This is a genomic window from Burkholderia sp. KBS0801, from assembly GCF_005937855.2.
Lineage (GTDB): Bacteria > Pseudomonadota > Gammaproteobacteria > Burkholderiales > Burkholderiaceae > Burkholderia > Burkholderia ambifaria.
Map to the genome: position 1 here is coordinate 523,587 of NZ_CP042179.1, position 20,101 is coordinate 543,687.

Consider the following 20,101-nt stretch of genomic DNA (forward strand, 5'->3'; position numbering starts at 1 on the left):
ACTGAACTGGAGAACGTCGATGGCCATCAAACGCCCGACCCGCGAACAACTTTCCGACATCGCAGCCGGCTTCGGCTTTCATGTCGATGCCCGGCAGCTCGCCGATTACGACGACGCGCTGCAGGCGAATTTCGACGCGTACGACGCGATCGACGCGCTGCCCGACTATCTGCCGACCATCGCGTATCCGCGCACGCCGGGCTACCGCCCGGAAGGCGACGAAAACCGTTATGGCGCGTGGGCGCGCAAGAGCACGATCCACGGCGCCGCCGACGGCAAGCTGCGCGGCAAGACCATGGCCGTGAAAGACAACATCTGCGTCGGCGGCGTGCCGATGCGCAACGGCGCGAGCACGTTCGAAGGTTACGTGCCCGACGTCGACGCGACTGTCGTCACGCGGATGCTCGACGCCGGCGCGACAATCGCCGGCAAGTCGACCTGCGAGTACTACTGTTTTTCCGGCGGCTCGCATACGAGCGCGTCCGGGCCCGTGCTCAATCCGCGCAAGGCCGGACATTCGGCCGGCGGTTCGTCGTCCGGCAGCGGTGCGCTGATCGCGAGCGGCGAAGTCGACATGGCGCTCGGCAGCGACCAGGGCGGCTCGGTGCGGATTCCGTCCGCGTATTGCGGTGTCTACGGAATGAAGCCGACGCACGGCCTGGTCCCGTATACCGGCGCAATGCCAATCGAGGCGACCGTCGATCACCTCGGGCCGATGACGGGCAACGTGCTCGACAACGCGCTGCTGCTCGACGTGATCGCCGGTGACGACGGGGTCGACCCGCGCCAGCGGGCGCTGCCGCCGCGCGCCGACTATCTCGGTGCGATCCGGGACGGCATAGCCGGCCTGCGGATCGGCATCCTGCGCGAAGGGTTTGGACTCGCGAATTCGGAGGCGGTCGTCGACGAGGCCGTGCTCGTCGCCGCGCACCGGTTGCGCCAGCTTGGCGCGAAGGTCGACGAGGTATCGGTGCCGTTGCATGCGACCGGAACGGCGATCTGGCTGCCGATTGCCGCCGAAGGCGCGACTCAGCAGATGATGAAGGGCAACAGCCACGGCTTCAACTGGGGCGGCCTGTACGTGACGGGCATGATCGATCATCACGCGGGCTGGCGCGAGCGTGCCGACGAGCTGCCGGATACCGTCAAGGTGACGATGCTGCTCGGAGAATATTTCACGAGCCGGTATCGCGGCCGCTATTACGCGAAGTGCCAGAACCTCGCACGGCGGCTGCGGGCGGATTACGACACGGCCCTGCAATCGTATGATCTTTTGTTGATGCCGACCGTGCCGATACGCGCGTCGAAACTGCCGGAGCCCGGTTGCCCGATGTCCGAATCGCTGACGCGCGCGTTCGAGATGCTCGCGAATACGGCACCGTTCGACGTATCCGGACATCCGGCAATGTCGCTTCCCTGCGGGATCGCGGAAGATCTACCGATCGGGCTGCAACTGGTCGGGCGTCGCTTCGACGAGGCGACGATCTACCGGTGCGCCTATGCGTATGAACAGTCGTCCGACTGGCGCCAGACGACGTTCGCATAATGAGCCGGGCACGTCGGTGCACCCTGTCGCGTCGGCGGCCAATGCGGCGCGGGGTTTCGACCGGGTTGGACAATGCGTTTTTGAACGGGCACGCTACTCGCTGCCGTTTGCTCATCCATGTGGGGCACGATCATGACAACACCTTCGATCCCTCCCTTCCCCGGTTGCGACGACTTCGCCCTCGCGTCAGGCGGTGCGCCGTTCGAATGGACGCGTTCGTCAATCGAGGTCGCGACCGACGGCTCTGTCAGCCAGCGCATCGAATTCTGGCGCGAGATGATCCTGCGCCTGTTTGCGGATGTGCAGATCGCGGCAGTCCAGAAAGACGATTTCTTTGGCCGGGTGCGGCAGCGCAAGTGCGACAAGCTGCGGATCTCGGATATCCACGCGAGCGAGCAGGCGGTGACGCGGCGCTTTCGCCAGGCGCGTAGCGAGTACGAGGACAAGTATTTCGCGGTACTGATGCTCGAGGGTAGCCAGTCGGTCGAACAGGACGGCAAGATCGTCACACTGCGTCCCGGTGATTTCGCGGTGTACGACGCGACCAGGCCGCATCACCTGCAGTTCGGCCAGTCGTGGCGCGAAATCGTCGTCAGCATTCCGCGCACGACGCTCAACCAGCTCGTCGTGGGGATGGAGCATCGTACCGCTTGCCCGATGCCGACCGGGCAAGGCGTCGGCTGCGTGATGCGCGGGTTTCTCGAACAGATGTCGTCGCAGATCCGCCACGTGTCCGAGGACGAGATGCTGCAGTTGTCGGATACCGCGATCTCGCTGATCGCGATGACCATCGGGAGCCTGCAGCGCAACGACGTCGCGCAGTCGCGGATGAAGGCGCTGACGCTCACGCGCGTGAAACGCCATCTGCTCGAACATCTGCGCGACCCGGAATTGAACCCCACGATGGTCGAGCAGGCGACCGGGATATCGTCGCGGTACATCAACAAGCTGTTCGAGGCGGAAAACACCTCGCTGATGCGCTACATATGGAACCTGCGGCTCGAACGGTGCGCGGAAGATCTCGCGAATCCGCAATGCGGGGTGCTGCGTGTGTCCGACATCGCGTTGCGCTGGGGATTCAACGACATGTCGCATTTCAGCCGAGCGTTCCGCGAACGGTTCGCGGTGGCGCCGCGCGCGTGGCGCCGGCAAGGTGGTGCGGAGGCCGCGAGTTGACGGTGGGGCGGTGTGGCGGTTCCCCGCTGATCCAATTGTCGGTATTCGCTATGGAGAGCGCTCCCCGCCTGAGACGCCTCTCATCGATGCCGAGGCGTTTTTGTTTCGATCCATCAGGATAAGTATTCTTATCACAACACGTCGATCACCGAGCAAAACTCGAGCGCACCGAACCACACCAGATGTGGCCGGCACGCACGAGCGTCACCTGCCGATCGGCAGCCCCGTCGGCTCGATCCACCCGAGCCGGTACGCGATCAGCAGCGACAGGAACAGCGTGATCGACAATCCGACGCGCGCCGCGAGCGACCACGCCATCCGCTTGCTCCTGCCGCGGTCGTGATTCATGAAATACAGCGCGAAAATCAGGCTTCCGATAATCAGCGCGAACGCCACCGAAACCAGCGCAACCTTCATCGTTGATGCTCCTCCAGGCCCGAATCGGCCTTCAGCAGTTCAGTCAGTCTTTGCCGCTCGGCAGCGACGTCGGCCACACCCGACGCCGGCCAGTCCAGCGCCACGCCATTGCCCAGCGAATCGCGCACGAGCGTCTGGTAACGCCTGTCGCTGATGCGCCCGTCGTCCAGCGCTTGCGAGATCTCATGTCGAAACGGTAGCGGAAAGCTCGCGTATCCGCGCGACAGCGCCGCATATTGCCGCGCGTCGATCTCCTTCGACGACGGCACGACGGCCCACACGACGACGGCCACGATGGCTGCGAAAGGAATCGCCGTGTAGCGGAGAACGAACTTGATCGGGGTCATGAGGCGGATATCGAAGTAACGACGACGTAGCGGGGAAATAGCGGCGAAGTCACGCCGCACGGACGGCGCACGCGGGCCGTGGGGAACCGGAAGCCGCCGCGCAAGCCGCGGCCGGCAGCGTCCTGCCGACATTGCAGACATTGTACTTAAAGCCCCATTCGACTAACAGAGTATGATAATGTCATTATCATGTCTTGCAGATGATTCCAGCAACCCGGCCCCCTTTGCCGGTGTCCCGCGCGGGCACCTCGCACCGGTGTCGGTCGTCGTCCTGTCCGTGCCCGCCGCCCGGGCGATTGAGCGTACCCCTATGCCAGCGCAGTACTTTCGAAGCCTCACCGGAAAACACCGCAGCGCGACCGCGAACCGTCAGCTCGGCTTTTCGCTGGCCTTCGTCGCGGGCGCGGCCAACGCCGGCGGCTACCTGGCGGTCAAGCAATACACGTCGCACATGAGCGGCATCGTGTCGGCGATCGCCGACCAGACGGCGCTCGGCGACATCCAGCTCGCGCTGGCCGGCATCAGCTCGCTGGGGTCGTTCCTGATCGGCGCCAGCTGCTCGGCGATCCTCGTCAACTGGGGGCGCCGCCGCGGCCTGCAGAGCCAGTTCGTGCTGCCGCTGCTGGTCGAAGCCGTGCTGCTGCTCCTGTTCGGGCTGCTCGGCAGCCATCTCGCGCTGTGGGAAACGTTCTTCGTGCCGGTCACGGTCACGCTGCTGTGCTTCATCATGGGTCTGCAGAACGCGACGATCACGAAGCTGTCGGGCGCGGAAATCCGCACGACGCACGTGACCGGCATCGTGACCGACCTCGGCATCGAGCTCGGCAAGCTGTTCTACTGGAATCGCTCGGCCGTCGCCGTGGACGCGCACGCGGTGATCGCCAACCGTTCGAAACTGAGGATTCACGCGACGATGCTCGCGTCGTTCTTCGTCGGCGGGCTCGCCGGCGCGATCGGCTTCAAGCATGTCGGCTACGTGGCGACCGTGCCGCTCGCCTGCCTGCTCGTGATGCTCGCGGCGATGCCGCTGATCGACGACCTGCTTGCGTGGCTCGAGCGCCGGCGTTGAGCCGGCGCGCACGCTGCAGCCGCGCATTCGGCCGTGGCGCCGAAAGCGGATGCATTATAATTTGATTAACATATCGACCACCCTGCCGCACGATGGAAACGAAAACCGCCCGCCTGACCGTCCTGATCGATCCCGCCAAGAAAGAAGCGTTCGAAATGCTCTGCGCGGAGCAGGATCTCACGCCGTCGCAAGTCGTGCGTCAGTTGATCCGCGAGTATCTCGACAAGCACGGGGTCACGTACAAGACGAAAAGCGCGCTCGGCAAGCGGATGAAGTAACGCGACAGAACCCGCACCGCGCTCAGGCGCAGCTCAGGTGCAGATTTCCCATCGCGCATGTTCGCGGGCGCGCCACACGAGCCGCTCGGGAGCAATGCACTCCCCTTCCTTCATGCGCCGCGCGGTGGGCGACAGCTTGAGCTCGCCGGCCGACGCAAACCCGAGCGCGCGTTCGAGCAGGATGCGTAGCGACGGCAGCGGGTTGCCGTTCTTCCACGCGAACGCGATGAAGTTGTTGTCGTCGCCGCACGGCAGCAGCGCATACGAAGCGTCGAACACCTCGCGCAATTGCGCGAGATGCCGCGGCAACGCCGGATCGTCGTCCATGAAGTTGATCGCGAGCACGCCCGTTTCGCTCAGCCGCGCGCGGCACGCGTCGAAAAAGGCAGTGCCCGTGCAGCGGCCCGGCATGCCGTCGGCGACGAACGCGTCGTGCAGGATCACGTCCGCCTTTACTTCCGGCCGGCCGACGTAGTCCGCGCCATCCGCGCAGATCACGGCGAAGCGCGCGTCGTCCTGCGGAATCCTGAACACGTCGCGCAGCGCGATCACGTCGGGGTTGATCTCGACCGCGTCGATCGCCGTATCGGGCAGGTGGCGATAGCAGTACTTCGCCAGCGATCCGCCGCCGAGCCCGATCATGCAGATGCGCGCGGGCGCCGGCTGCAGCAGCAGGAAACCCATCATCACGCGCGTATAGCCGAGTTCGAGACGGACCGGGTCCTTCAGCGACATGAAGCTTTGCGTGCCGAAGTGGTCGAAGTGCAGCGAGACCGTGTGCTTGGTCTCGAGCACGAACGGGCGGCCGTCGTTCAGCGGCATCGCCAGAAACCGCAGGAATGCGTCATAGGAAATTCGATCCTCGCTCATGGTCGGCAGCCCGGTAGTCGGAGAGTCGGTCGAACCGCGTGCGGTCAGACCTTCTTCAGGTAGCACGCCTTCAGCATGAAGCCGCCCATGTCGGTCTTGCAATCGACTTCGTGATCGCCGCCGACGAGCCGGATGCTCTTGACCTTGGTGCCCATCTTCAACGTGATCGACGAGCCCTTCACGCGCAAGTCCTTGATCAGCACGACCGAATCGCCGTCCGACAGCACGTTGCCGTTCGCGTCCTTGACGACGTCGCCGGCCGGTTCGTCGCCGGCGTCCGCGCCGGCACCGGCCGACCATTCATGTCCGCAGTCCGCGCACACGGTCAGCGTGCCGTCCGGGTAGGTGTTTTCCATCGCGCATTGCGGGCAGGCGGGGGCGGCGTTCATTGCAGCTTCCATTCGGTGGGAGTTCGGGTCAATCGAAAAAAATGCCGGGCACGCAAGCGCGTGGCCCGGATCGCGCATCGCAGCGGCCCGTCGACAGGGCGACGGGGCGGCCTTCATGCACACGGCATTATAATGCAATACACATAATCCGGCTGTCGTATTATAATCGTCCACTTTCGATCATTCGCCGGACTTGATGGCGGTTTCGCTGAGGATGTCGACATGTTCGAGATGAATGAAGCACCGGTGCCGGGCGCGCAAGGCCCGGCGCCCCGTCGGGAAGCCGTGTGCCGGGCCTGCGGGCCGGCCGTGGCACGCCGTTCCGACGACTTTCCCCGAGGCTGATCCGCATCGTGGCCACCGTCGTCTACGTTGAAATCGGCCCCGCATGGAACCGCGACCGCGCGATTGCGTCCCGCGACGCGATCGTCGCGGCGGCACACCGCTTCAAAAGCGACATCCTGCTGCTCGCCAACGGGCTCAGCGGCAGCGCGAAGGACGCGACGGCCATCGCGGCGCTGCAGATGCATGGCGGCACGTCCGCGCAGGTGCTCGCCACCGGTCCCGACGAGGAAGCCGCGCTCCACGCGCTGCTTCCATTGCTGCAGGCGGGTTGACTCCGCGTCGCCCGACTCCACGGCCTCGTGCCGTTCACCCTGAATCACCACTCTCCGAGGAAGCGATGAACGACAACGTCATGTCCAACACTCCCAACCTGTCGGCCTCCGCACTCTGGGCGCTCGAGCGCCTCGCCGATGTGCGCTACGGCCGCGATGCGCCGGCGCTCGGCTGGTCGGTCGAACAGGAACTCGTCGGCGCGGGCTTCGTCAGCCATGCGTCGAACAGCCGTTCCGGCGCGTCGATCACCGCGCACGGCCGCAGCTTCTTGAAGAGCCGCAAGTAGGAACGGCGGGTGCGGGCGCGATGCCGCTTCGTGCGAAACATGCGGGCGTATCGATGTCCGCCGTGACGCGTCCGCGCACAACCCGCCGCGCCTGACTTTCCCAACACGCTGCCGGCGATCGACCCGCATTCGTCGAGCGCCCTCCGCCACGGTCGGGCCGCGATGCCGTCGTGCGACCTTGACCGTGCCGCCACCGGCGGACGTCGGCGACGGCCATCCGCTCGATGCGTTTGCATTCCCCGAAGCAGGCAGGGATCGGCAGCGGCGCGCCGATTTCCGCGGTATCGTACGGGGCCCTGCCACGTCTTCCCTGCCCCTTTCACATGGAACGCCGAATGACATTCAGCGCGCTGCCGCCCGTCATGTCCCCGCCGGTTCTCGATACCCCCCGCCTGATACTCGAAGGCCATCCGCTCGGCGACTTCGACGCGCTCGCCGCGATGTGGGCCGAGCCGACCGTCGTCGCGCATATCTTCAACGGCCAGCCGTCCGCGCCACGCGACTCGTGGATGCGGCTGCTCGCCTATCGCGGGCTGTGGCCGCTGCTCGGCTACGGCTACTGGGCGATTCGCGAGAAGGCGTCGGGCCGCTACGTCGGCGATCTCGGCTTCGCCGACTTCCACCGCGCGGTCGAGCCGTCGATTCGCGGCGTGCCGGAAGCCGGGTGGGCGCTCGCGAGCTGGGCGCACGGCAAAGGTTACGCTAGCGAAGCGCTGTCGCACGCGCTCGGCTGGCTCGACGCGCAGAACCGGTTCGAACGCAGCGTATGCCTGATCGCGCCGACCAACGTCGCGTCGATCCGCGTCGCGGAGAAGGCCGGGTACGTCGATCCGGTACGGATCCGCTTCAACGACGCCGATTCGCTGCTGTTTTCGCGCGCGTGCAGGTAATTGCGATGCCCTGCGTCGGCCGTCGCAGGGCGGTCGGTGTTGCCGGTGTCGCCGGTGTCGCCGACGCGATCGCTACAGCTATTGCACGCGAGCCATATCGGCTCGTGACGGCGGCACCGCGCCGACCGTAGCCGCCTCCGCGGCCGGCCCGGTCGTCTGCCATCCGCCGCCCAGCGCCTTGTACAGCGCGACGAGATCGGTCGTCGTCTGCAACGCGCCCTGCACCGCCTGCTGTCGCCCCTCCGACCATTGCCGCTCGGCGTCGAGCACGTCGAGGAACGGCGACAACCCCTTCCGGTAACGATCGCGCGCGAGTTCCAGCGCGCCCTGCTCGGCCTTGACCGCATCGTCGAGCGCGGCCGCGCGTGCCTGGTCGGTGCGGTAGACGGCCAGCGCGTTGTCGACGTCGCGCAGCGCGACGAGCACGGCCCTTCGATAGGCGAGCGCCGCTTCGGCCTGGCGTGCCTGCGACAGCCGCAGGTTCGATACGAGTTGCCCGCCCGAAAAGATCGGCAACGACACGGCCGGCCCGAACGAGTAGAACAGATGCGACCAGTGCGCGAGCTCGCGCACGTGCGCCGCGCGCAACCCGACCTGCCCGGTCAGCGAGATGTCCGGATAGAACTGCGCGACCGCGACGCCGACGTCGGCGGTCGCCGCATGCAGCTCGGCCTCCGCGCGGCGGATGTCGGGCCGCCGGCGCGCCAGCGTCGACGGCAGCCCGACCGGCACGGTGGGCGGCACGCCCGGCAACGCGCGCGGCGCGTCGAGCCAGTCGTCGAGCGCGCCCGGGGCGCCACCGACCAGATACGCGAGGCCGTTGCGCAGCAGCACGATCTGCTGGTCGAACTGCGGCAGCTGCGCGCGAATCTGCGCGAGCCGCGCATCGGCGCTGCGCACGTCGAGGTCGCTCGCGAGACCGTGCGCGGCCTGCTCGCGCGTGAGATCCAGCAGGTCGCGCTGTGCGCGTTGCAGGTCGTCGGCCAGCGCGCGTTGCGCTTCGGCGCCGCGCAGTTGCAGATAGGTCTGCGCGACTTCGGCCTGCAGCGACAGCAGCGCATCGTCGCGACTCGCGACCGCGGCGCTCGCCTGCGCGCCGGCCGATTCGACCGAGCGACGCACGCGCCCGAACAGGTCGAGTTCCCATGATGCGTCGAACCCGGCCTGCCACACATTGACCGGCGCTTCGAGGGAATCGATCGCCGCGTGCGCGCCCTGCTGCACGCTCGCACCAGTGCCCGGCCCGAAGCGGTCGAGCGGCGAACCCGGCGCGCCGAGACGATCGACGCGCTGGTCGATGCCCTGTTCCTCGATGATTCCTTTGAGGCCCAACTGCTCGCGCTGGTAGCTCGCGTTCGCCCGCACGTTCGGCAAGCCCTGCGCAGCGGCCGCGCGCACCTGCGCACGCGCCTGCGCGATGCGCAGCACGGCCGCCTGCACGTCGAGGTTGTCGCGCGCGGCACGCTCGACGAGGCGATCGAGCAGCGGATCGCCGAACGCGCGCCACCAGCGCGGGTCGGGATCGGCGCGGGTCGTCGGCGACGACGGCGCATGCGCGCCGGCGGGCGATGCGGGCGCAGCCGACGCCTGCAGGTCATGCCAGTTGGCCGGCACATCCGCATGCGGCGGCTTGAAATCCGGTCCGACGGTACAGCCAGTGATCGCCAAGCAGGCCGCCAGCATCGCGGCGAGGCCGCGCGGTTGCAGCGCATGCCGGCGGTTGCCGCGCTGTCGATGGATCGTCATCGTCAATGCCCTCCCGCGCCGCGTGCGGCCTTCACCGGCGAGAACAGGAACGTCAGCGGAATGCTGAACGCGCAGAACACCGCGAGAATCGCGAACACGTCGATATACGCGAGGATCGTCGCCTGCGAGATGAACGTCTCGTACAGCCGGCCGGTCGCGGTTTGCAGCGCGGCCGGCGGCGGCACGCCCGACAGCGCGCCGATCGCGCGCGCGTTCTCGTGCAGCGCGTCCTGAAAGTTCTGCGACAGCGGCGACATGTGCGTGGACAGGTGCGCCATGCGCGCCTGCGTCCGCTCGCGGATCAGCGCGGTCGACACCGAGATGCCGATCGAGCCCGCGACGTTGCGGAACATCGTGAACAGCGCGGATGCATCGTCGTTGAGCCGCTGCGGCACGGTCAGGTACGCGAGCGTCGTGATCGGCACGAACATGAAGCCGATCGCGAGCGACTGCGCGCAGCGGATCATCACCAGGTGCCGGTAGTCGATGTCCGGCACCAGCAGCCGCGAATAGACCAGCGCGAGCGACAGCAGCACGAAACCGAAGCCGACCAGGTAGCGCGTCTGCACGTGCGGCATCAGCCGGCTCACGAGCGGGATTTCCAGCGTGATCAGCAGCGCGCCGGGCGACAGCACGAGCCCCGCGAGCGTCGCCGTATAGCCGAGGTGCTGCTGCGCGAGTTGCGGAACGATCACCGCGCTGCCGTACAGCACGGCCGCGAACGTCGCGATGGTCACGCAGCCGAGCGCGAAGTTTCGATCGCGCAGGCACGACAGGTCGACCACCGGCTTCTTCACGCGCAGCAGCCACAGCGTCGCGCCGATCAGGCCGAGCGCCGACAGCACCGCAAAGACGCGGATGAAGTTCGATCCGAACCAGTCCTCGTCCTCGCCGCGATCGAGCATCACCTGCAGGCAGCCGAGCCCGATCGCGATCAGCCCGATGCCGATGTAGTCGACCGAGATCCCGCGTTCGGCGCCGCGTCGCCACGGCGGATCCTCGACGAGCTGCATCACCGCGAGCACGGTCAGCGCGCCGATCGGCACGTTGAGCAGGAACACCCAGCGCCACGAGAAATGATCGGTGATCCAGCCGCCGAGCGTCGGCCCGAGCACCGGCGCGACGACGATCGCGATCGCCGAGATCGAGAACGCGCGGTTGCGCTGTTCGGGCGGAAACGTGTCGAGGATGATCGATTGCTGGTTCGGCTGCAGTCCGCCGCCGAACAGCCCCTGCAGCACGCGGAACACGATCAGCTCGCCCAGGTTGGTCGCAACGCCGCACAGGAACGAGCACGCAGTGAACGCGGCGATGCACAGCAGGAAGTAGCGCTTGCGGCCGAGCAGGCGCCCGAGGAAGCCGGAAATCGGCAGCACGATGCCGTTCGCGACGAGGTACGACGTGAGCGTCCAGGTCGCCTCGTCGTAGCTCGCGGACATCGTCCCGGCGATATGCGGCAGCGCGACGTTGACGATCGTCGTGTCGAGCACCTCCATGAACGCGGCGAGCGTGACGACGATCGCGATGACCCACGGGTTCGCGGCGGGCCGCCACGCGCCGCCGGCCGAAGAGGACCCGTTGGGCGGCTTGTCGGGCGGCCGGTTCATCGACGGGCCCCGCTCAACATGGCGGACGTGCGGATGTCGGGCATCGGATCGCTCCGGTGAAAGCGGGCCGCCGCGCGGCGGCCGGTCATTTCAGGTGCACGGTCGGTTCGGCCGACAGGCCGAGACCGAGTGGCGGATTGTTCGGCAGCGGGCCGTCGAGCACGATCTTCACGGGCACGCGCTGCACGATCTTCACGAAGTTGCCGGTCGCATTCTCGGCCGGAAACGCGGAGAAGCGTGCGCCGCTGCCGAGCTGGATGCTGTCGACGTGACCGTGCAGGTCGAGATCGGGATACGCGTCGACCGACACGTCGACGCGATCGCCGATGCGCATCCGCTCCAGTTGGGATTCCTTGAAGTTCGCGGTGATCCATACGCGCGGCGTGACGACCGAGAAGACCGACGCGCCGGCTTGCAGGTACGAGCCGAGTTGAACGTTCCTGCGCGTGACCCAGCCGTCGGACGGTGCGCGCACTTCGCAGTACGACAGGTTGAGATTCGCCGTATCGAGCTGCGCACGTGCCGCCAGTACCTGCTGGCGACGCTCCTCGACGGCCGTTTCGGCCTGGCGGATCTGCTGCGGCACGAGGCTCGCGGTGCGCGCCTGCGCTTGCGCCATCGCGACGTTCGCATCGGCGCTCGCCCGCTGCGCGTCGGCCGCGTCGATCGCCTGCTGCGAGGTTGCGCGCGCATCGACCGCACGCTGCCGCTCCTGCGCGGCGAGCGCCTGCCGGTACGCGGCCTCCGCCGATTCGATCTGGGCCCGCGCCTGCTTGTACTGGGCCGGGAATTGCACGTGCGCGATGTCGAGCTGCACCCGCGACGCGTCGAGCTGCGCCTGCGCGAGGCCGAGTTGCGCGCGCGCCGCATCGACGTGCGCACGATAGTCGCGCGGATCGATCTCGACCAGCACGTCGCCGCGGTGCACGTACGTGTTGTCGTCGACGGCGAGCCGTGTCACGTAGCCGGATACATGCGGCGCGACGGCCACCGCGTTGCCGTCCGTGTACGCGTCGTCGGTGCTTTCCTGGTTGCGCGTCGCGAGCCACCACACGAGCCCGGCGATCACCAGCACGACCGCCACCGCGCCGAGGATGATCAACGGCTTCTTGCCCGGCCGCTTGCGTTCGCCTTCGCCTGCGCCGTTGCCGCCGTCGCCATCGCCGCCGGTGCGGCCACCGCGATCGTCGTGCGGATGGCCGTCGCCCCCGCCGCCGCCCGGTGCGTCGGTGTCGCGTTCGTCGTGGCGGCCGGCTCCGGTGCGTCCGCCGTGGCCGCCGTCGGCGTTGCCGTCGCCGGCGCGGGTGACGGTGGGCGGTGCAAGCTCCGTAGATGCTGCGTCCGCGGATGGGATCGGAATAGCTGCCGGCAGCGCCCACGCACCGCGTCGTCCCGGCGTGAACGCGCGGCGCAGCACGACGCGGAATCGCTCATGAATGGACAACGGGAACAGGGTCGCATCGGGCATGAAAGATCGCTCCAGGGCGGTGGCCGCGGGCGGCATTGCCCGCGCCGGCCTTCAAGCGCGCGGGCAAGCAAGCGGCGCACCCGACCGGCGCGCGGACGGCGCGGCACGCGCTGAACTACGTTGAGCCGCGGCTCGTACGGGCCGGCGGCCGCCGCCAGGTGTCCGGCCTGCGGAACAAATGACAACGCATTGAAAAATCGCAGGCGGCGCGCGGCCGGCTGCATGTCCTCTTGAAGCGCGGCTCGCGTATCCGCGCCTGTTCCGAACTCACATGAACACGGCGCCGCACGAATGCGCCACCGTCACGCGTCCGTCTGCCTCTCGCTGACCGGCGGGATCGCGGGGTTAGGAGACTCGCGCGCGAGGCCTTGCGCGAACACCTTCAACCCTTCGAGCAACGGCGTCAGCGCGTCCCACAACGCTTCGTCGTGCAGCAACCGGTATGCACCGCGCACGCCGGGCGCGACATGTTCGTGCTCATCCGGCTTCCACGCGCCGATGTGACGCAGCGCATCGGCCGCCGCGAACGCGACCTTGCCGAACTGCTCCGGCGGAATGCGCGACAGCGCCATCACGAGTGCGGCAAGGTTCTGCACACCGGTTTGCATGCCGGGCTTGTCCAGCGCGCCGACGAACGTCTCGGCCATCTGCGCGTTCGCGCTGACGACCTCGTTCGCGAAGCGCAGGAAGCCGTGCCGGTGCAGACTGCCGAGCAGGCTTTCGAGCGCGTTATGCGCATCGGCTTCGGGTGCGGGAGGCGGCGTGCCGGGGGATGGGCGATCGGTCATCAGCTGTTCTCCGGATGGGGCGCCGCACAGCCGCCGTGGCGGCGGCCGCGCGGGCGCCGGATTCGCGTCGTGCTTCGTTCACCGCGCCCGCCGGCGCGCGGCCGATGCCGCCGTCAGTGCACGGGGCCGCCGGGCGGCGCCTTGTATTCGCTGCGTGCGCCCATCGCGTCCTCGACGGCCTTCACGCCATGCACCGCGGCGATGCCGTCGACGATGGCATGCCGTTCCGCTTCCTCCACCTGCCCGCTCAAGCGCACATGCCCGTGCGAGACGCTCACGTCGACGTCGCGCGCACGCCCGACCAGATGGCCCAGCGCGGCGCGTACGCGTTCGGCGACCACCACGTCGTCCGCATCGCCCGCGAGCCAGTCGGCGCGCAGCCCCGCGATCGCGCCGCGCGCGCGGTCGGCCGCCCGCTTCGCCTGCGTGTTCGCATAGTCGAGCACACCGTGCCGGCTCGCCGCCGCCTTGTCGCGCACGTAGGCGCGCCGCCGCCGGCCCGACGCCGGATCGAGGAAGTACATCGCCGCCGCGCCGCACGCCACGGCCACCGCTAGATTCAACAACGGATTGTTCGAACGCGTTCTGGAAGTCATGGGAATCACCGTAGTCGATACCCGGTACCGCCGGGCTTCGTCATCACGAGACAGCATGTGCCGTGCCTCGTACGGGCGCCTCGGTCGGCAACCGAAGCGCAAGACCGCGGGCCGCTTCGCGCCGCCCCCGGGGGCGGCCGAAATGACAAGCGGTTGAAAAATCGTCGGGGCGGACACCCGGACCCGCCGTGCGCAACCGTGCGTGCGGCGGGCCACCGCCGCTCACCGTGGCGCATGCGTATCCTCGTCGTCGGGGAAAAAGCGGATGTCCGTTAGTTGCGCAATGCCATCGAGGTCAGGGAAGATCGTACCGATGCTGACGCCGACGCCGGCCAGTTCGCGGCGGATCGCGCCGAAGCGCTCGCCCGGCACGACGATGCGGACCAGGCGCCCGGCCAGGTCCGGATCCTCGTCGAGCGGCGCGAAACCCTGCGCGTCGGCGTCGTAGCGGTGGATCGTGAACCAGCCGTCCTGCGCGGTAATCCTCGGCATCACGTGACGCGGCCGGAACACCTTGGTGCGCGTCACCTGCAACGGCGCGTGGCGCTCGGCCGCGGTCGCGATGTCCTCGGCATCGTGTGACAGGCACCACACCGCGCCGTCGGCCCCGATCCCGTTCTCGCTCCTGACCGCGAACCACAGCGCGGCCAGCGCGTTGCCGGACCAATCGAGCAGCCGCGTGCGCATGCCGTGCTGCTGGGCGAGCGCGAGCCAGTCGCACGCATCGAGGTTCGGGGCCGGATCGAGATGCGGCAGCGCGCGCCGCGTGAATTCGTCGAGCATTTGCGCTTCCACGTCCGGCGACGCGCGCTGACGCGCGATGCTCGGCACGAGCGGCCAGCCGGCGTTGCACTGCCCGCGGAACAGCCGCGAGGCCGTCGTACCGTGCGCCGCGCCGATCGCGGCCATATAGTCGGCGACACTGTCGATCGTGTGGTCCATCACGCGTCGTTCACGTCCCATGCTGCACGCCCTTGCAGATCGTCGTCGCTCGGGTTCGCAGCCGATATCGCCACGAACCTTGCCGCGAAACACCCGGTACGACCGCCACCCGCACAGCGGCAGCGCGGGCAGCGTGACAGCGCTGCCGGTCGTCCGGCACTCCAGCGACCTCTGCGCGGACGCCGGCGATCACGGCGAGCGCGGCCGCATCTGCATCGCCGCCGGCGCTCACGGCGCCGCGCCGTGCTCCTTCTGCCAGCGCTCCATCAGCGCGATCTCGTCGCGCTGCGCGGCGATGATGCGGCGCGCGAGCTTGCGCAGCGTCGGGTCCTTGCCGTATTTCAGCTCGACCTGCGCCATGTCGATCGCGCCCTGGTGGTGCGGCGTCATGTGCGCGACGAAATCGCGATCGGCGTCGCCGGTGTACGGCGCGGTTTCCATCGTTTCCATCATCCGGTGGTCCGCGCGCTTGTACGCTTGAGTCGGCATGTCGGCAACGGCCGCGGGGGCCGGCGGGCGCAACTGGCCCCATGCCGGCAGCGCGGCAACGGCCGCCACCAGCAGCGCGCAGGCCGCGCGGTGCCGGGGTTTGCGCATCGGGCGACGAGTGAACGGATCCATGTCGTGACTCCTCGAAAGTTGAACGGGCAGATGTGCGCGGCGCGGCGGACGGAGACCGCCTACCGCCACCGTGCGCGCGCATGTGCGTCGCCGCGCGCGACGAGCGCGCGGATGCGATCGGCGGTGCGGCACGCGATCGCCTGGATCGTCAGCGACGGGTTCACGCCGCCGACGGTCGGAAACACCGACCCGTCGCAGACCCACAGGTTCGGGATGTCCCAGCTGCGGCAGTCGCCGTCGACGACGCTCGTCGCCGGGTCGTCGCCCATCCGCACGGTGCCCGCGAGATGGCAGGTGTCGTCTTCTTCGTGCCAGATGTCGCGCGCGCCGGCGGCTTCGAGCGAACGCGCCATCTGCGCGAACGCATGGCGCATCATCCGGCGGTCGTTGTCGTCGTACGAATAGGTGACGCGCGCGATCGGCAGCCCGAACGCGTCGCGCTCGTCGGCGAGCGTCACGCGGTTGTCCGCGCGCGGCAGCGTCTCGCCGACGATCTTCAGGCCGGCCTGGAAGTTGTAGCGCGCCATCTCGCGCTTCAGCGCGTCGCCCCACAGCCCGCGCGCGGCGATCTTCCGCGCCCATTCGATCGGCAACGGCCCCTGGCTCATCCAGCAGTAGCCGCCGAAGAAGTCCTTGCCTTCGTCCACGTAGTTCCAGTGCTCGGTGAGCGACAGCGACGGCGGCCCTTTGTACCAGCGCACCTCGTCGTCCATCGTCCCCCACGACGCCTGGTTCAGTTGCGCCATCAGGTAGCGCCCGACGAGGCCCGAGCTGTTCGCGAGCCCCTGCGGATGGCGTCCGTTCGCGGACAGCAGCAGCAAGCGCGGCGTCTCGATCGCATAGCCGGCGACGACGACATTGCGCGCACGCTGGAAACGCGTGCGGCCGTCGCGCCGGTAATGCACGCCCGTCACGCGATCGCCCGCGGCCTCGATCCGCAGCGCCATCGCGAGATCGCGCACCTCGGCGCCGGCCGCGACCGCGCGCGGAATCCACGTGACGAGTGCGCTCTGCTTCGCATTGGTCGCGCAGCCGCTGATGCAGAAGCCGCGATACACGCACGGATGCGCACGACCGCGCGGCGCGGACAGCGTTGCGAGCGGGGTCGGCGTCCACTCGATGCCGAGCGCCTCGGCGCCGCGCGCGAGCACGAGCGCGGCCGCGTTCAGCTCATGTGCGCGGTACGGATAGCGCGGGCGCGGCGGCCCCCACGGGTAGCTCACCGGCCCGCTGATCTTCAGCGCCTGCTCGACCTCGCGGTAGTAGCGCCACATCTCGCGCCAGTCGAGCGGCCAGTCGACGCCGTAGCCCAGAGCCGTGCGCGAGCGGAACCACTCGGGCCGAAAGCGCAGCGACACCATCGCGAAATGCACGGTGCTGCCGCCGACCGCGCGGCCGCTGTTGTTGGTGCCGAGCGTCAGCGGATCGGCACCGTCGCAGAGCCGCTCGTCGGTCCAGAACAGCTTGTGCTGGTGCAACTCGTCGGACGCGAATTCCTCGAGCGGCCGCCACCATGCGCCCGCGTCGAGCGCGACGACCGAGAAGCCGTGCTCGGCGAGCCGGCACGCGAGCGTGCCGCCACCGGCGCCGGTGCCGACGATCACGAAGTCGACCGGATCGTCGTCGCGGAACATCCGCATCGGCGACCAGCCGCCGACGCGCAGCGGATCGGGCGCGCGGCCATCACGGCCACGCGGCCTGCCGGCGGACAACGCGTCGTCAGCGGCCATCGCGATCGCCCTCCCCGTCAACCTGCGCTTCCCACGGGTCGCGCCGGTTGAAATCCATTCGCACGTAGCCGCGCGGGCTCGCCGGGCCGCCGAAACCGATCTCGTTCCACGCGAACGGATGGCTGTAGTACGCGCCGCACAGGTCCATCAGCACGCGCTTCGCGAAGAACGTGCGCGGATCCATGCCGGCCCATGCGGATTCGACCTGCGGGTCGATCCTGCCTTGCTGGACCGCGCGCAGCAGCGCATCGGCGTCGTTGCCGTCGAGCGACGCGAACGTGCGATCGTGCGCATGGCGCGCCATCGCATCCAGCGCCGCGAGACCGATCTGCCAGGCGGCGCGCAGCGGCGGCAGCCTCGCGTCGCGATACCCGTCGCCTTCGTCGTTCGCGAGGCGCGCATCGAGCAGCGCGGCGGTCGGCACGACGGCGACGCCGCCGGGCGGCTGCGGCACGATGCGCACGCACAGCGCGGTCAGCGTCGCGAACCGTTCCGCGTCGAGATGGCGCGGCGCGGCCGCGGCGACACGCAGCCGTGCGTCGATCGCGCGTCGCGTCGCGTCGTTCCACGACGGTGTATCGCGCTTCGCGAGCACGTCGTAGCGGGAATAGCGCGGCAGCGCGAGCGGCTTGTCGTTCACGCGCTTCATCGCGCCTCCCGTTCGGCGAGCGCGGTCGCGGCGAGGCCCGCGATCGCGAGCGCGGTGAAGCTCGGCGGCGCAGGCAGCGGCGGCCCCGACAACACGTTCTGCGACCAGTTGCGCCAGCCGCCCATCTGCCGCGCGACGCCGCGCGCATGGAACGCGACGCCGACGATCCCGAGCACGGCCGTCGCGCGCATCCACCAGCGGCACAAGCGCCGGTCGCGCGACGGGCGCGACAGCGCGAGCTGCGCGGCCGTCAACGCGGCCACCGGCGGCACGACGAGCGGTGCGAACATCGCGCGATGCTGGAACGCGCCGCGAAAATGCAGCAACCCGACTTCGCCGAGCGTGCCGACGAGCCCCACCGCGACCAGCCCGGCCAGCGCCCGGCCGGCCGGCAAACCGGCAACGCGCGGCGCGTCGGCCGGGCACGCGCGCAGCCGCTCGCCGGCTGCGCCGAGCATGCCGGACAGCAGCAGCGCGAACGGCGCGCCGACCGGTGCACCGTAGAACAGGTTGTGCCAGCTGAAGCCGCCCGGCCGCTTCGTCACGTTGTACACGTGGAACGCGGACCCGGCGAGGCCGACGGCGGCCGACGCGACATGCACCGCGTCGCGCAACCGGTGGCGTTCAGGCGTGTCGTCCGCATGGCCGTGCACGCTCGCGAGCACCGACAGTGTCGACGACACCAGCGGCGCGAGCATCGCGCGATTGTGAAAGGTGCCGCGATAGTGTTCGACGCCGCTGTCGGCGAGCACCGACCCTGCGAGCAGCAGCGCGCTGCGGTTCAGCAGGCGCGCTGCATCGGCCAGCAACCTTTCCTGCTCGGTCGCGCGGTGGCTGGGGTGTCGCATCGGTCCTCCTTGCTCGTGGCGGGCCCCTGCCGCCGGATGCATTCAGATCGCGAACTGCGCGACGTCGGCCTCGCGCAACTCGAGGCCGAGCCCGGGGCGCGCGGCATCGATCTCGAGTGCGCCGTCGACGACGGTCGGCGCGCCGTCGAACATCATTCGCTCGATCCGCACATGATCGTGGAACCATTCGACGTGGCGCATGCGCGGCGCGACGCAGCCGACCTGCCGGTGCAGCGCCGGCGCGCAATGCGCGGACAGGTCGACGTGATGCGCATCGGCCAGCGCGGCGGCCGCGAGAAAGCCGCTGACGCCGCCGCAGCGTGTCGCATCGGCCTGCAGCACGTCGACCGCGCGGCCTTCGAGCAGGCGCCGGAAGTCGTCGGGCGTATATGCGTACTCGCCGGCCGCGACGTCGACGCACGCGCCGACGTGCTCGCGCACAAAGCGCAGGCCGGCGACGTCGTCGCTGCTGACCGGCTCCTCGAACCAGCGGATCGCGCAATCAGCGACGCTCTCCGCAAACGCGAGCGCGGTGCGCGCCGCATACGCGCCGTTCGCGTCGACGAACAGGTCGACGTCGGGGCCGAGCGCGTCGCGCGCGACCCGCACGCGCGACGGATCGCGCGCATCCTGCGCGCCGATCTTGATCTTGCACGCGCGGATGTGTTCGTTGCGCCAGCCGTCGAGCTGCGCGGCGAGCGTCGCGTCGTCGTAGGTCGTGAAGCCGCCGCTGCCGTACACGGGCACGCGTTCGCGCACGCGGCCGAGCAGGATCGCGAGCGGCACGCCCGCGAGCTTCGCCTTCGCATCCCACAGCGCGACGTCGAGTGCGGAAATCGCGGTCGCCGCGACGCCGGCGCGCCCGACGTTGCGCACCGCGCGCCACAGCGCGTCGACGGCGGCCGGGATATCGACGAGCGGCCGCTCGCGCAGCACGTCGGCCAGCATCGACTTCGCGAGCAGCGCCGCGCTCGCATCGGTGTACGTATAGCCGAGCCCCGTCACGGGCCCCGCATCGATCTCGACGACGACGATCGTCGTCGCGTGCCATGCGAAGGTGCCGTCGGCTTCGGGCCGGTCGGTCGGCACGCGGTAGACGCGGGCGCGCACGTCGTCGATCGCCGGCGCGTCGGAAAGTGCCATCGTTGCGCTCCGGATTGCTTGCCATTTGCTTGCAACGCCAGCGTGCAACGCCCGTGCCCGACGCGATCGCGCGGCAC

Annotated in this window: 22 protein-coding genes; 7 read left to right on the plus strand and 15 right to left on the minus strand. The window is 68.9% G+C overall.

Going from position 1 to position 20,101, the window contains the following annotated elements; translation table 11 throughout:
• The first annotated feature begins 19 nt into the window (after positions 1-19).
• Both FFI87_RS31905 and FFI87_RS31910 read left to right on the plus strand, forming a co-directional pair.
• Entirely contained in the window at positions 20-1,546 is a 1,527-nt protein-coding gene (locus FFI87_RS31905) for an amidase (protein ID WP_012372582.1), read from the plus strand.
• A 132-nt stretch (positions 1,547-1,678) separates the two neighbouring features.
• Positions 1,679-2,722 carry a helix-turn-helix domain-containing protein gene (locus tag FFI87_RS31910; protein WP_138850463.1) on the plus strand — a complete coding sequence of 348 codons (1,044 nt, stop codon included), beginning with the start codon at positions 1,679-1,681 and terminating at the stop codon, positions 2,720-2,722.
• Between the two features lie 204 nt (positions 2,723-2,926).
• On the opposite strand, the gene FFI87_RS31915 is transcribed toward FFI87_RS31910, so the two are convergent.
• Both FFI87_RS31915 and FFI87_RS31920 read right to left on the minus strand, forming a co-directional pair.
• Positions 2,927-3,139 carry a twin transmembrane helix small protein gene (locus tag FFI87_RS31915; RefSeq protein ID WP_138850464.1) on the minus strand — a complete coding sequence of 71 codons (213 nt, stop codon included), beginning with the start codon at positions 3,137-3,139 and terminating at the stop codon, positions 2,927-2,929.
• The gene (locus FFI87_RS31920; RefSeq protein ID WP_138850465.1) at positions 3,136-3,486 is read right to left on the minus strand and encodes a hypothetical protein; all 351 of its coding nucleotides are present in this window, start codon (positions 3,484-3,486) and stop codon (positions 3,136-3,138) included. The genes FFI87_RS31915 and FFI87_RS31920 overlap by 4 nt, the downstream gene beginning before the upstream one ends.
• Before the next feature lie 310 nt (positions 3,487-3,796).
• Between FFI87_RS31920 and FFI87_RS31925 the strand changes: the two genes are divergently transcribed.
• Positions 3,797-4,555 carry a YoaK family protein gene (locus FFI87_RS31925; RefSeq protein ID WP_012372586.1) on the plus strand — a complete coding sequence of 253 codons (759 nt, stop codon included), beginning with the start codon at positions 3,797-3,799 and terminating at the stop codon, positions 4,553-4,555.
• A 92-nt stretch (positions 4,556-4,647) separates the two neighbouring features.
• Positions 4,648-4,833 carry a ribbon-helix-helix protein, CopG family gene (locus FFI87_RS31930; protein WP_006752901.1) on the plus strand — a complete coding sequence of 62 codons (186 nt, stop codon included), beginning with the start codon at positions 4,648-4,650 and terminating at the stop codon, positions 4,831-4,833.
• A gap of 33 nt (positions 4,834-4,866) precedes the next feature.
• On the opposite strand, the gene FFI87_RS31935 is transcribed toward FFI87_RS31930, so the two are convergent.
• Together FFI87_RS31935 and FFI87_RS31940 are read right to left on the minus strand one after the other, a co-directional pair.
• On the minus strand, positions 4,867-5,703 hold the full coding sequence (locus FFI87_RS31935; RefSeq protein WP_012372587.1) for a spermidine synthase: 837 nt from the start codon (positions 5,701-5,703) through the stop codon (positions 4,867-4,869).
• 44 nt (positions 5,704-5,747) lie between these two features.
• On the minus strand, positions 5,748-6,092 hold the full coding sequence (locus FFI87_RS31940) for a zinc ribbon domain-containing protein YjdM (RefSeq protein WP_006752903.1): 345 nt from the start codon (positions 6,090-6,092) through the stop codon (positions 5,748-5,750).
• 353 nt (positions 6,093-6,445) lie between these two features.
• On the opposite strand from FFI87_RS31940, the gene FFI87_RS31945 reads away from it, so the two are divergent.
• From FFI87_RS31945 to FFI87_RS31955, 3 genes are all read left to right on the plus strand, one after another.
• A complete protein-coding gene (locus FFI87_RS31945) occupies positions 6,446-6,709 on the plus strand; it encodes an HPr family phosphocarrier protein (RefSeq protein ID WP_041490264.1) in 264 nt (87 codons plus the stop codon).
• Positions 6,710-6,774: 65 nt separating this feature from the next.
• Positions 6,775-6,996, plus strand: a complete 222-nt coding sequence (locus tag FFI87_RS31950; protein ID WP_011661424.1) for a hypothetical protein — start codon at positions 6,775-6,777, stop codon at positions 6,994-6,996.
• Positions 6,997-7,331: 335 nt separating this feature from the next.
• Positions 7,332-7,886 (plus strand): GNAT family N-acetyltransferase, encoded by a 555-nt coding sequence (locus tag FFI87_RS31955; RefSeq protein ID WP_244097026.1) that lies wholly within the window; start codon positions 7,332-7,334, stop codon positions 7,884-7,886.
• A gap of 78 nt (positions 7,887-7,964) precedes the next feature.
• Here the strand turns inward: FFI87_RS31955 and FFI87_RS31960 are convergent, their stop codons facing one another.
• The 11 genes from FFI87_RS31960 to FFI87_RS32010 form a co-directional block, all read right to left on the minus strand.
• Positions 7,965-9,632, minus strand: a complete 1,668-nt coding sequence (locus FFI87_RS31960) for an efflux transporter outer membrane subunit (protein WP_138850467.1) — start codon at positions 9,630-9,632, stop codon at positions 7,965-7,967.
• A gap of 2 nt (positions 9,633-9,634) precedes the next feature.
• Positions 9,635-11,239, minus strand: a complete 1,605-nt coding sequence (locus tag FFI87_RS31965) for a DHA2 family efflux MFS transporter permease subunit (protein ID WP_138850468.1) — start codon at positions 11,237-11,239, stop codon at positions 9,635-9,637.
• An 85-nt stretch (positions 11,240-11,324) separates the two neighbouring features.
• The gene (locus tag FFI87_RS31970) at positions 11,325-12,707 is read right to left on the minus strand and encodes an HlyD family secretion protein (protein ID WP_138850469.1); all 1,383 of its coding nucleotides are present in this window, start codon (positions 12,705-12,707) and stop codon (positions 11,325-11,327) included.
• 302 nt (positions 12,708-13,009) lie between these two features.
• Positions 13,010-13,495 carry a DUF1641 domain-containing protein gene (locus FFI87_RS31975; protein WP_138850470.1) on the minus strand — a complete coding sequence of 162 codons (486 nt, stop codon included), beginning with the start codon at positions 13,493-13,495 and terminating at the stop codon, positions 13,010-13,012.
• A 113-nt stretch (positions 13,496-13,608) separates the two neighbouring features.
• Positions 13,609-14,091: a BON domain-containing protein gene (locus FFI87_RS31980; RefSeq protein ID WP_041490266.1), complete on the minus strand. Its 483-nt coding sequence runs from the start codon at positions 14,089-14,091 to the stop codon at positions 13,609-13,611.
• A gap of 222 nt (positions 14,092-14,313) precedes the next feature.
• On the minus strand, positions 14,314-15,054 hold the full coding sequence (locus tag FFI87_RS31985) for an FRG domain-containing protein (protein WP_138850471.1): 741 nt from the start codon (positions 15,052-15,054) through the stop codon (positions 14,314-14,316).
• 207 nt (positions 15,055-15,261) lie between these two features.
• The gene (locus FFI87_RS31990) at positions 15,262-15,654 is read right to left on the minus strand and encodes a DUF305 domain-containing protein (RefSeq protein WP_138850472.1); all 393 of its coding nucleotides are present in this window, start codon (positions 15,652-15,654) and stop codon (positions 15,262-15,264) included.
• Between the two features lie 59 nt (positions 15,655-15,713).
• Positions 15,714-17,384: a GMC family oxidoreductase gene (locus FFI87_RS31995; protein ID WP_138850473.1), complete on the minus strand. Its 1,671-nt coding sequence runs from the start codon at positions 17,382-17,384 to the stop codon at positions 15,714-15,716.
• On the minus strand, positions 17,374-18,033 hold the full coding sequence (locus FFI87_RS32000) for a gluconate 2-dehydrogenase subunit 3 family protein (protein WP_138850474.1): 660 nt from the start codon (positions 18,031-18,033) through the stop codon (positions 17,374-17,376). Before FFI87_RS32000 ends, FFI87_RS31995 begins: the two co-directional genes overlap by 11 nt.
• Complete coding sequence (locus tag FFI87_RS32005; protein WP_012372599.1) at positions 18,030-18,881, minus strand: hypothetical protein; 852 nt, start codon at positions 18,879-18,881, stop codon at positions 18,030-18,032. Before FFI87_RS32005 ends, FFI87_RS32000 begins: the two co-directional genes overlap by 4 nt.
• Positions 18,882-18,923: 42 nt before the next feature.
• On the minus strand, positions 18,924-20,024 hold the full coding sequence (locus FFI87_RS32010; RefSeq protein WP_138850475.1) for an enolase C-terminal domain-like protein: 1,101 nt from the start codon (positions 20,022-20,024) through the stop codon (positions 18,924-18,926).
• Positions 20,025-20,101 lie beyond the last annotated feature (77 nt).

Coding starts and splice junctions, on each gene's coding strand:
- FFI87_RS31955 (WP_244097026.1), top strand. CDS start 7,332: ATGACATTCAGCGCGCTGCCGCCCGTCATGTCCCCGCCGGTTCTCGAT.
- FFI87_RS31935 (WP_012372587.1), bottom strand. CDS start 5,703: ATGAGCGAGGATCGAATTTCCTATGACGCATTCCTGCGGTTTCTGGCG.
- FFI87_RS32010 (WP_138850475.1), bottom strand. CDS start 20,024: ATGGCACTTTCCGACGCGCCGGCGATCGACGACGTGCGCGCCCGCGTC.
- FFI87_RS31960 (WP_138850467.1), bottom strand. CDS start 9,632: ATGACGATCCATCGACAGCGCGGCAACCGCCGGCATGCGCTGCAACCG.
- FFI87_RS31980 (WP_041490266.1), bottom strand. CDS start 14,091: ATGACTTCCAGAACGCGTTCGAACAATCCGTTGTTGAATCTAGCGGTG.
- FFI87_RS31910 (WP_138850463.1), top strand. CDS start 1,679: ATGACAACACCTTCGATCCCTCCCTTCCCCGGTTGCGACGACTTCGCC.
- FFI87_RS31990 (WP_138850472.1), bottom strand. CDS start 15,654: ATGGATCCGTTCACTCGTCGCCCGATGCGCAAACCCCGGCACCGCGCG.
- FFI87_RS32000 (WP_138850474.1), bottom strand. CDS start 18,033: ATGAAGCGCGTGAACGACAAGCCGCTCGCGCTGCCGCGCTATTCCCGC.
- FFI87_RS31985 (WP_138850471.1), bottom strand. CDS start 15,054: ATGGGACGTGAACGACGCGTGATGGACCACACGATCGACAGTGTCGCC.
- FFI87_RS31995 (WP_138850473.1), bottom strand. CDS start 17,384: ATGGCCGCTGACGACGCGTTGTCCGCCGGCAGGCCGCGTGGCCGTGAT.
- FFI87_RS31975 (WP_138850470.1), bottom strand. CDS start 13,495: ATGACCGATCGCCCATCCCCCGGCACGCCGCCTCCCGCACCCGAAGCC.
- FFI87_RS31920 (WP_138850465.1), bottom strand. CDS start 3,486: ATGACCCCGATCAAGTTCGTTCTCCGCTACACGGCGATTCCTTTCGCA.
- FFI87_RS31915 (WP_138850464.1), bottom strand. CDS start 3,139: ATGAAGGTTGCGCTGGTTTCGGTGGCGTTCGCGCTGATTATCGGAAGC.
- FFI87_RS31905 (WP_012372582.1), top strand. CDS start 20: ATGGCCATCAAACGCCCGACCCGCGAACAACTTTCCGACATCGCAGCC.
- FFI87_RS31970 (WP_138850469.1), bottom strand. CDS start 12,707: ATGCCCGATGCGACCCTGTTCCCGTTGTCCATTCATGAGCGATTCCGC.
- FFI87_RS31940 (WP_006752903.1), bottom strand. CDS start 6,092: ATGAACGCCGCCCCCGCCTGCCCGCAATGCGCGATGGAAAACACCTAC.
- FFI87_RS31925 (WP_012372586.1), top strand. CDS start 3,797: ATGCCAGCGCAGTACTTTCGAAGCCTCACCGGAAAACACCGCAGCGCG.
- FFI87_RS31930 (WP_006752901.1), top strand. CDS start 4,648: ATGGAAACGAAAACCGCCCGCCTGACCGTCCTGATCGATCCCGCCAAG.
- FFI87_RS32005 (WP_012372599.1), bottom strand. CDS start 18,881: ATGCGACACCCCAGCCACCGCGCGACCGAGCAGGAAAGGTTGCTGGCC.
- FFI87_RS31950 (WP_011661424.1), top strand. CDS start 6,775: ATGAACGACAACGTCATGTCCAACACTCCCAACCTGTCGGCCTCCGCA.
- FFI87_RS31965 (WP_138850468.1), bottom strand. CDS start 11,239: ATGAACCGGCCGCCCGACAAGCCGCCCAACGGGTCCTCTTCGGCCGGC.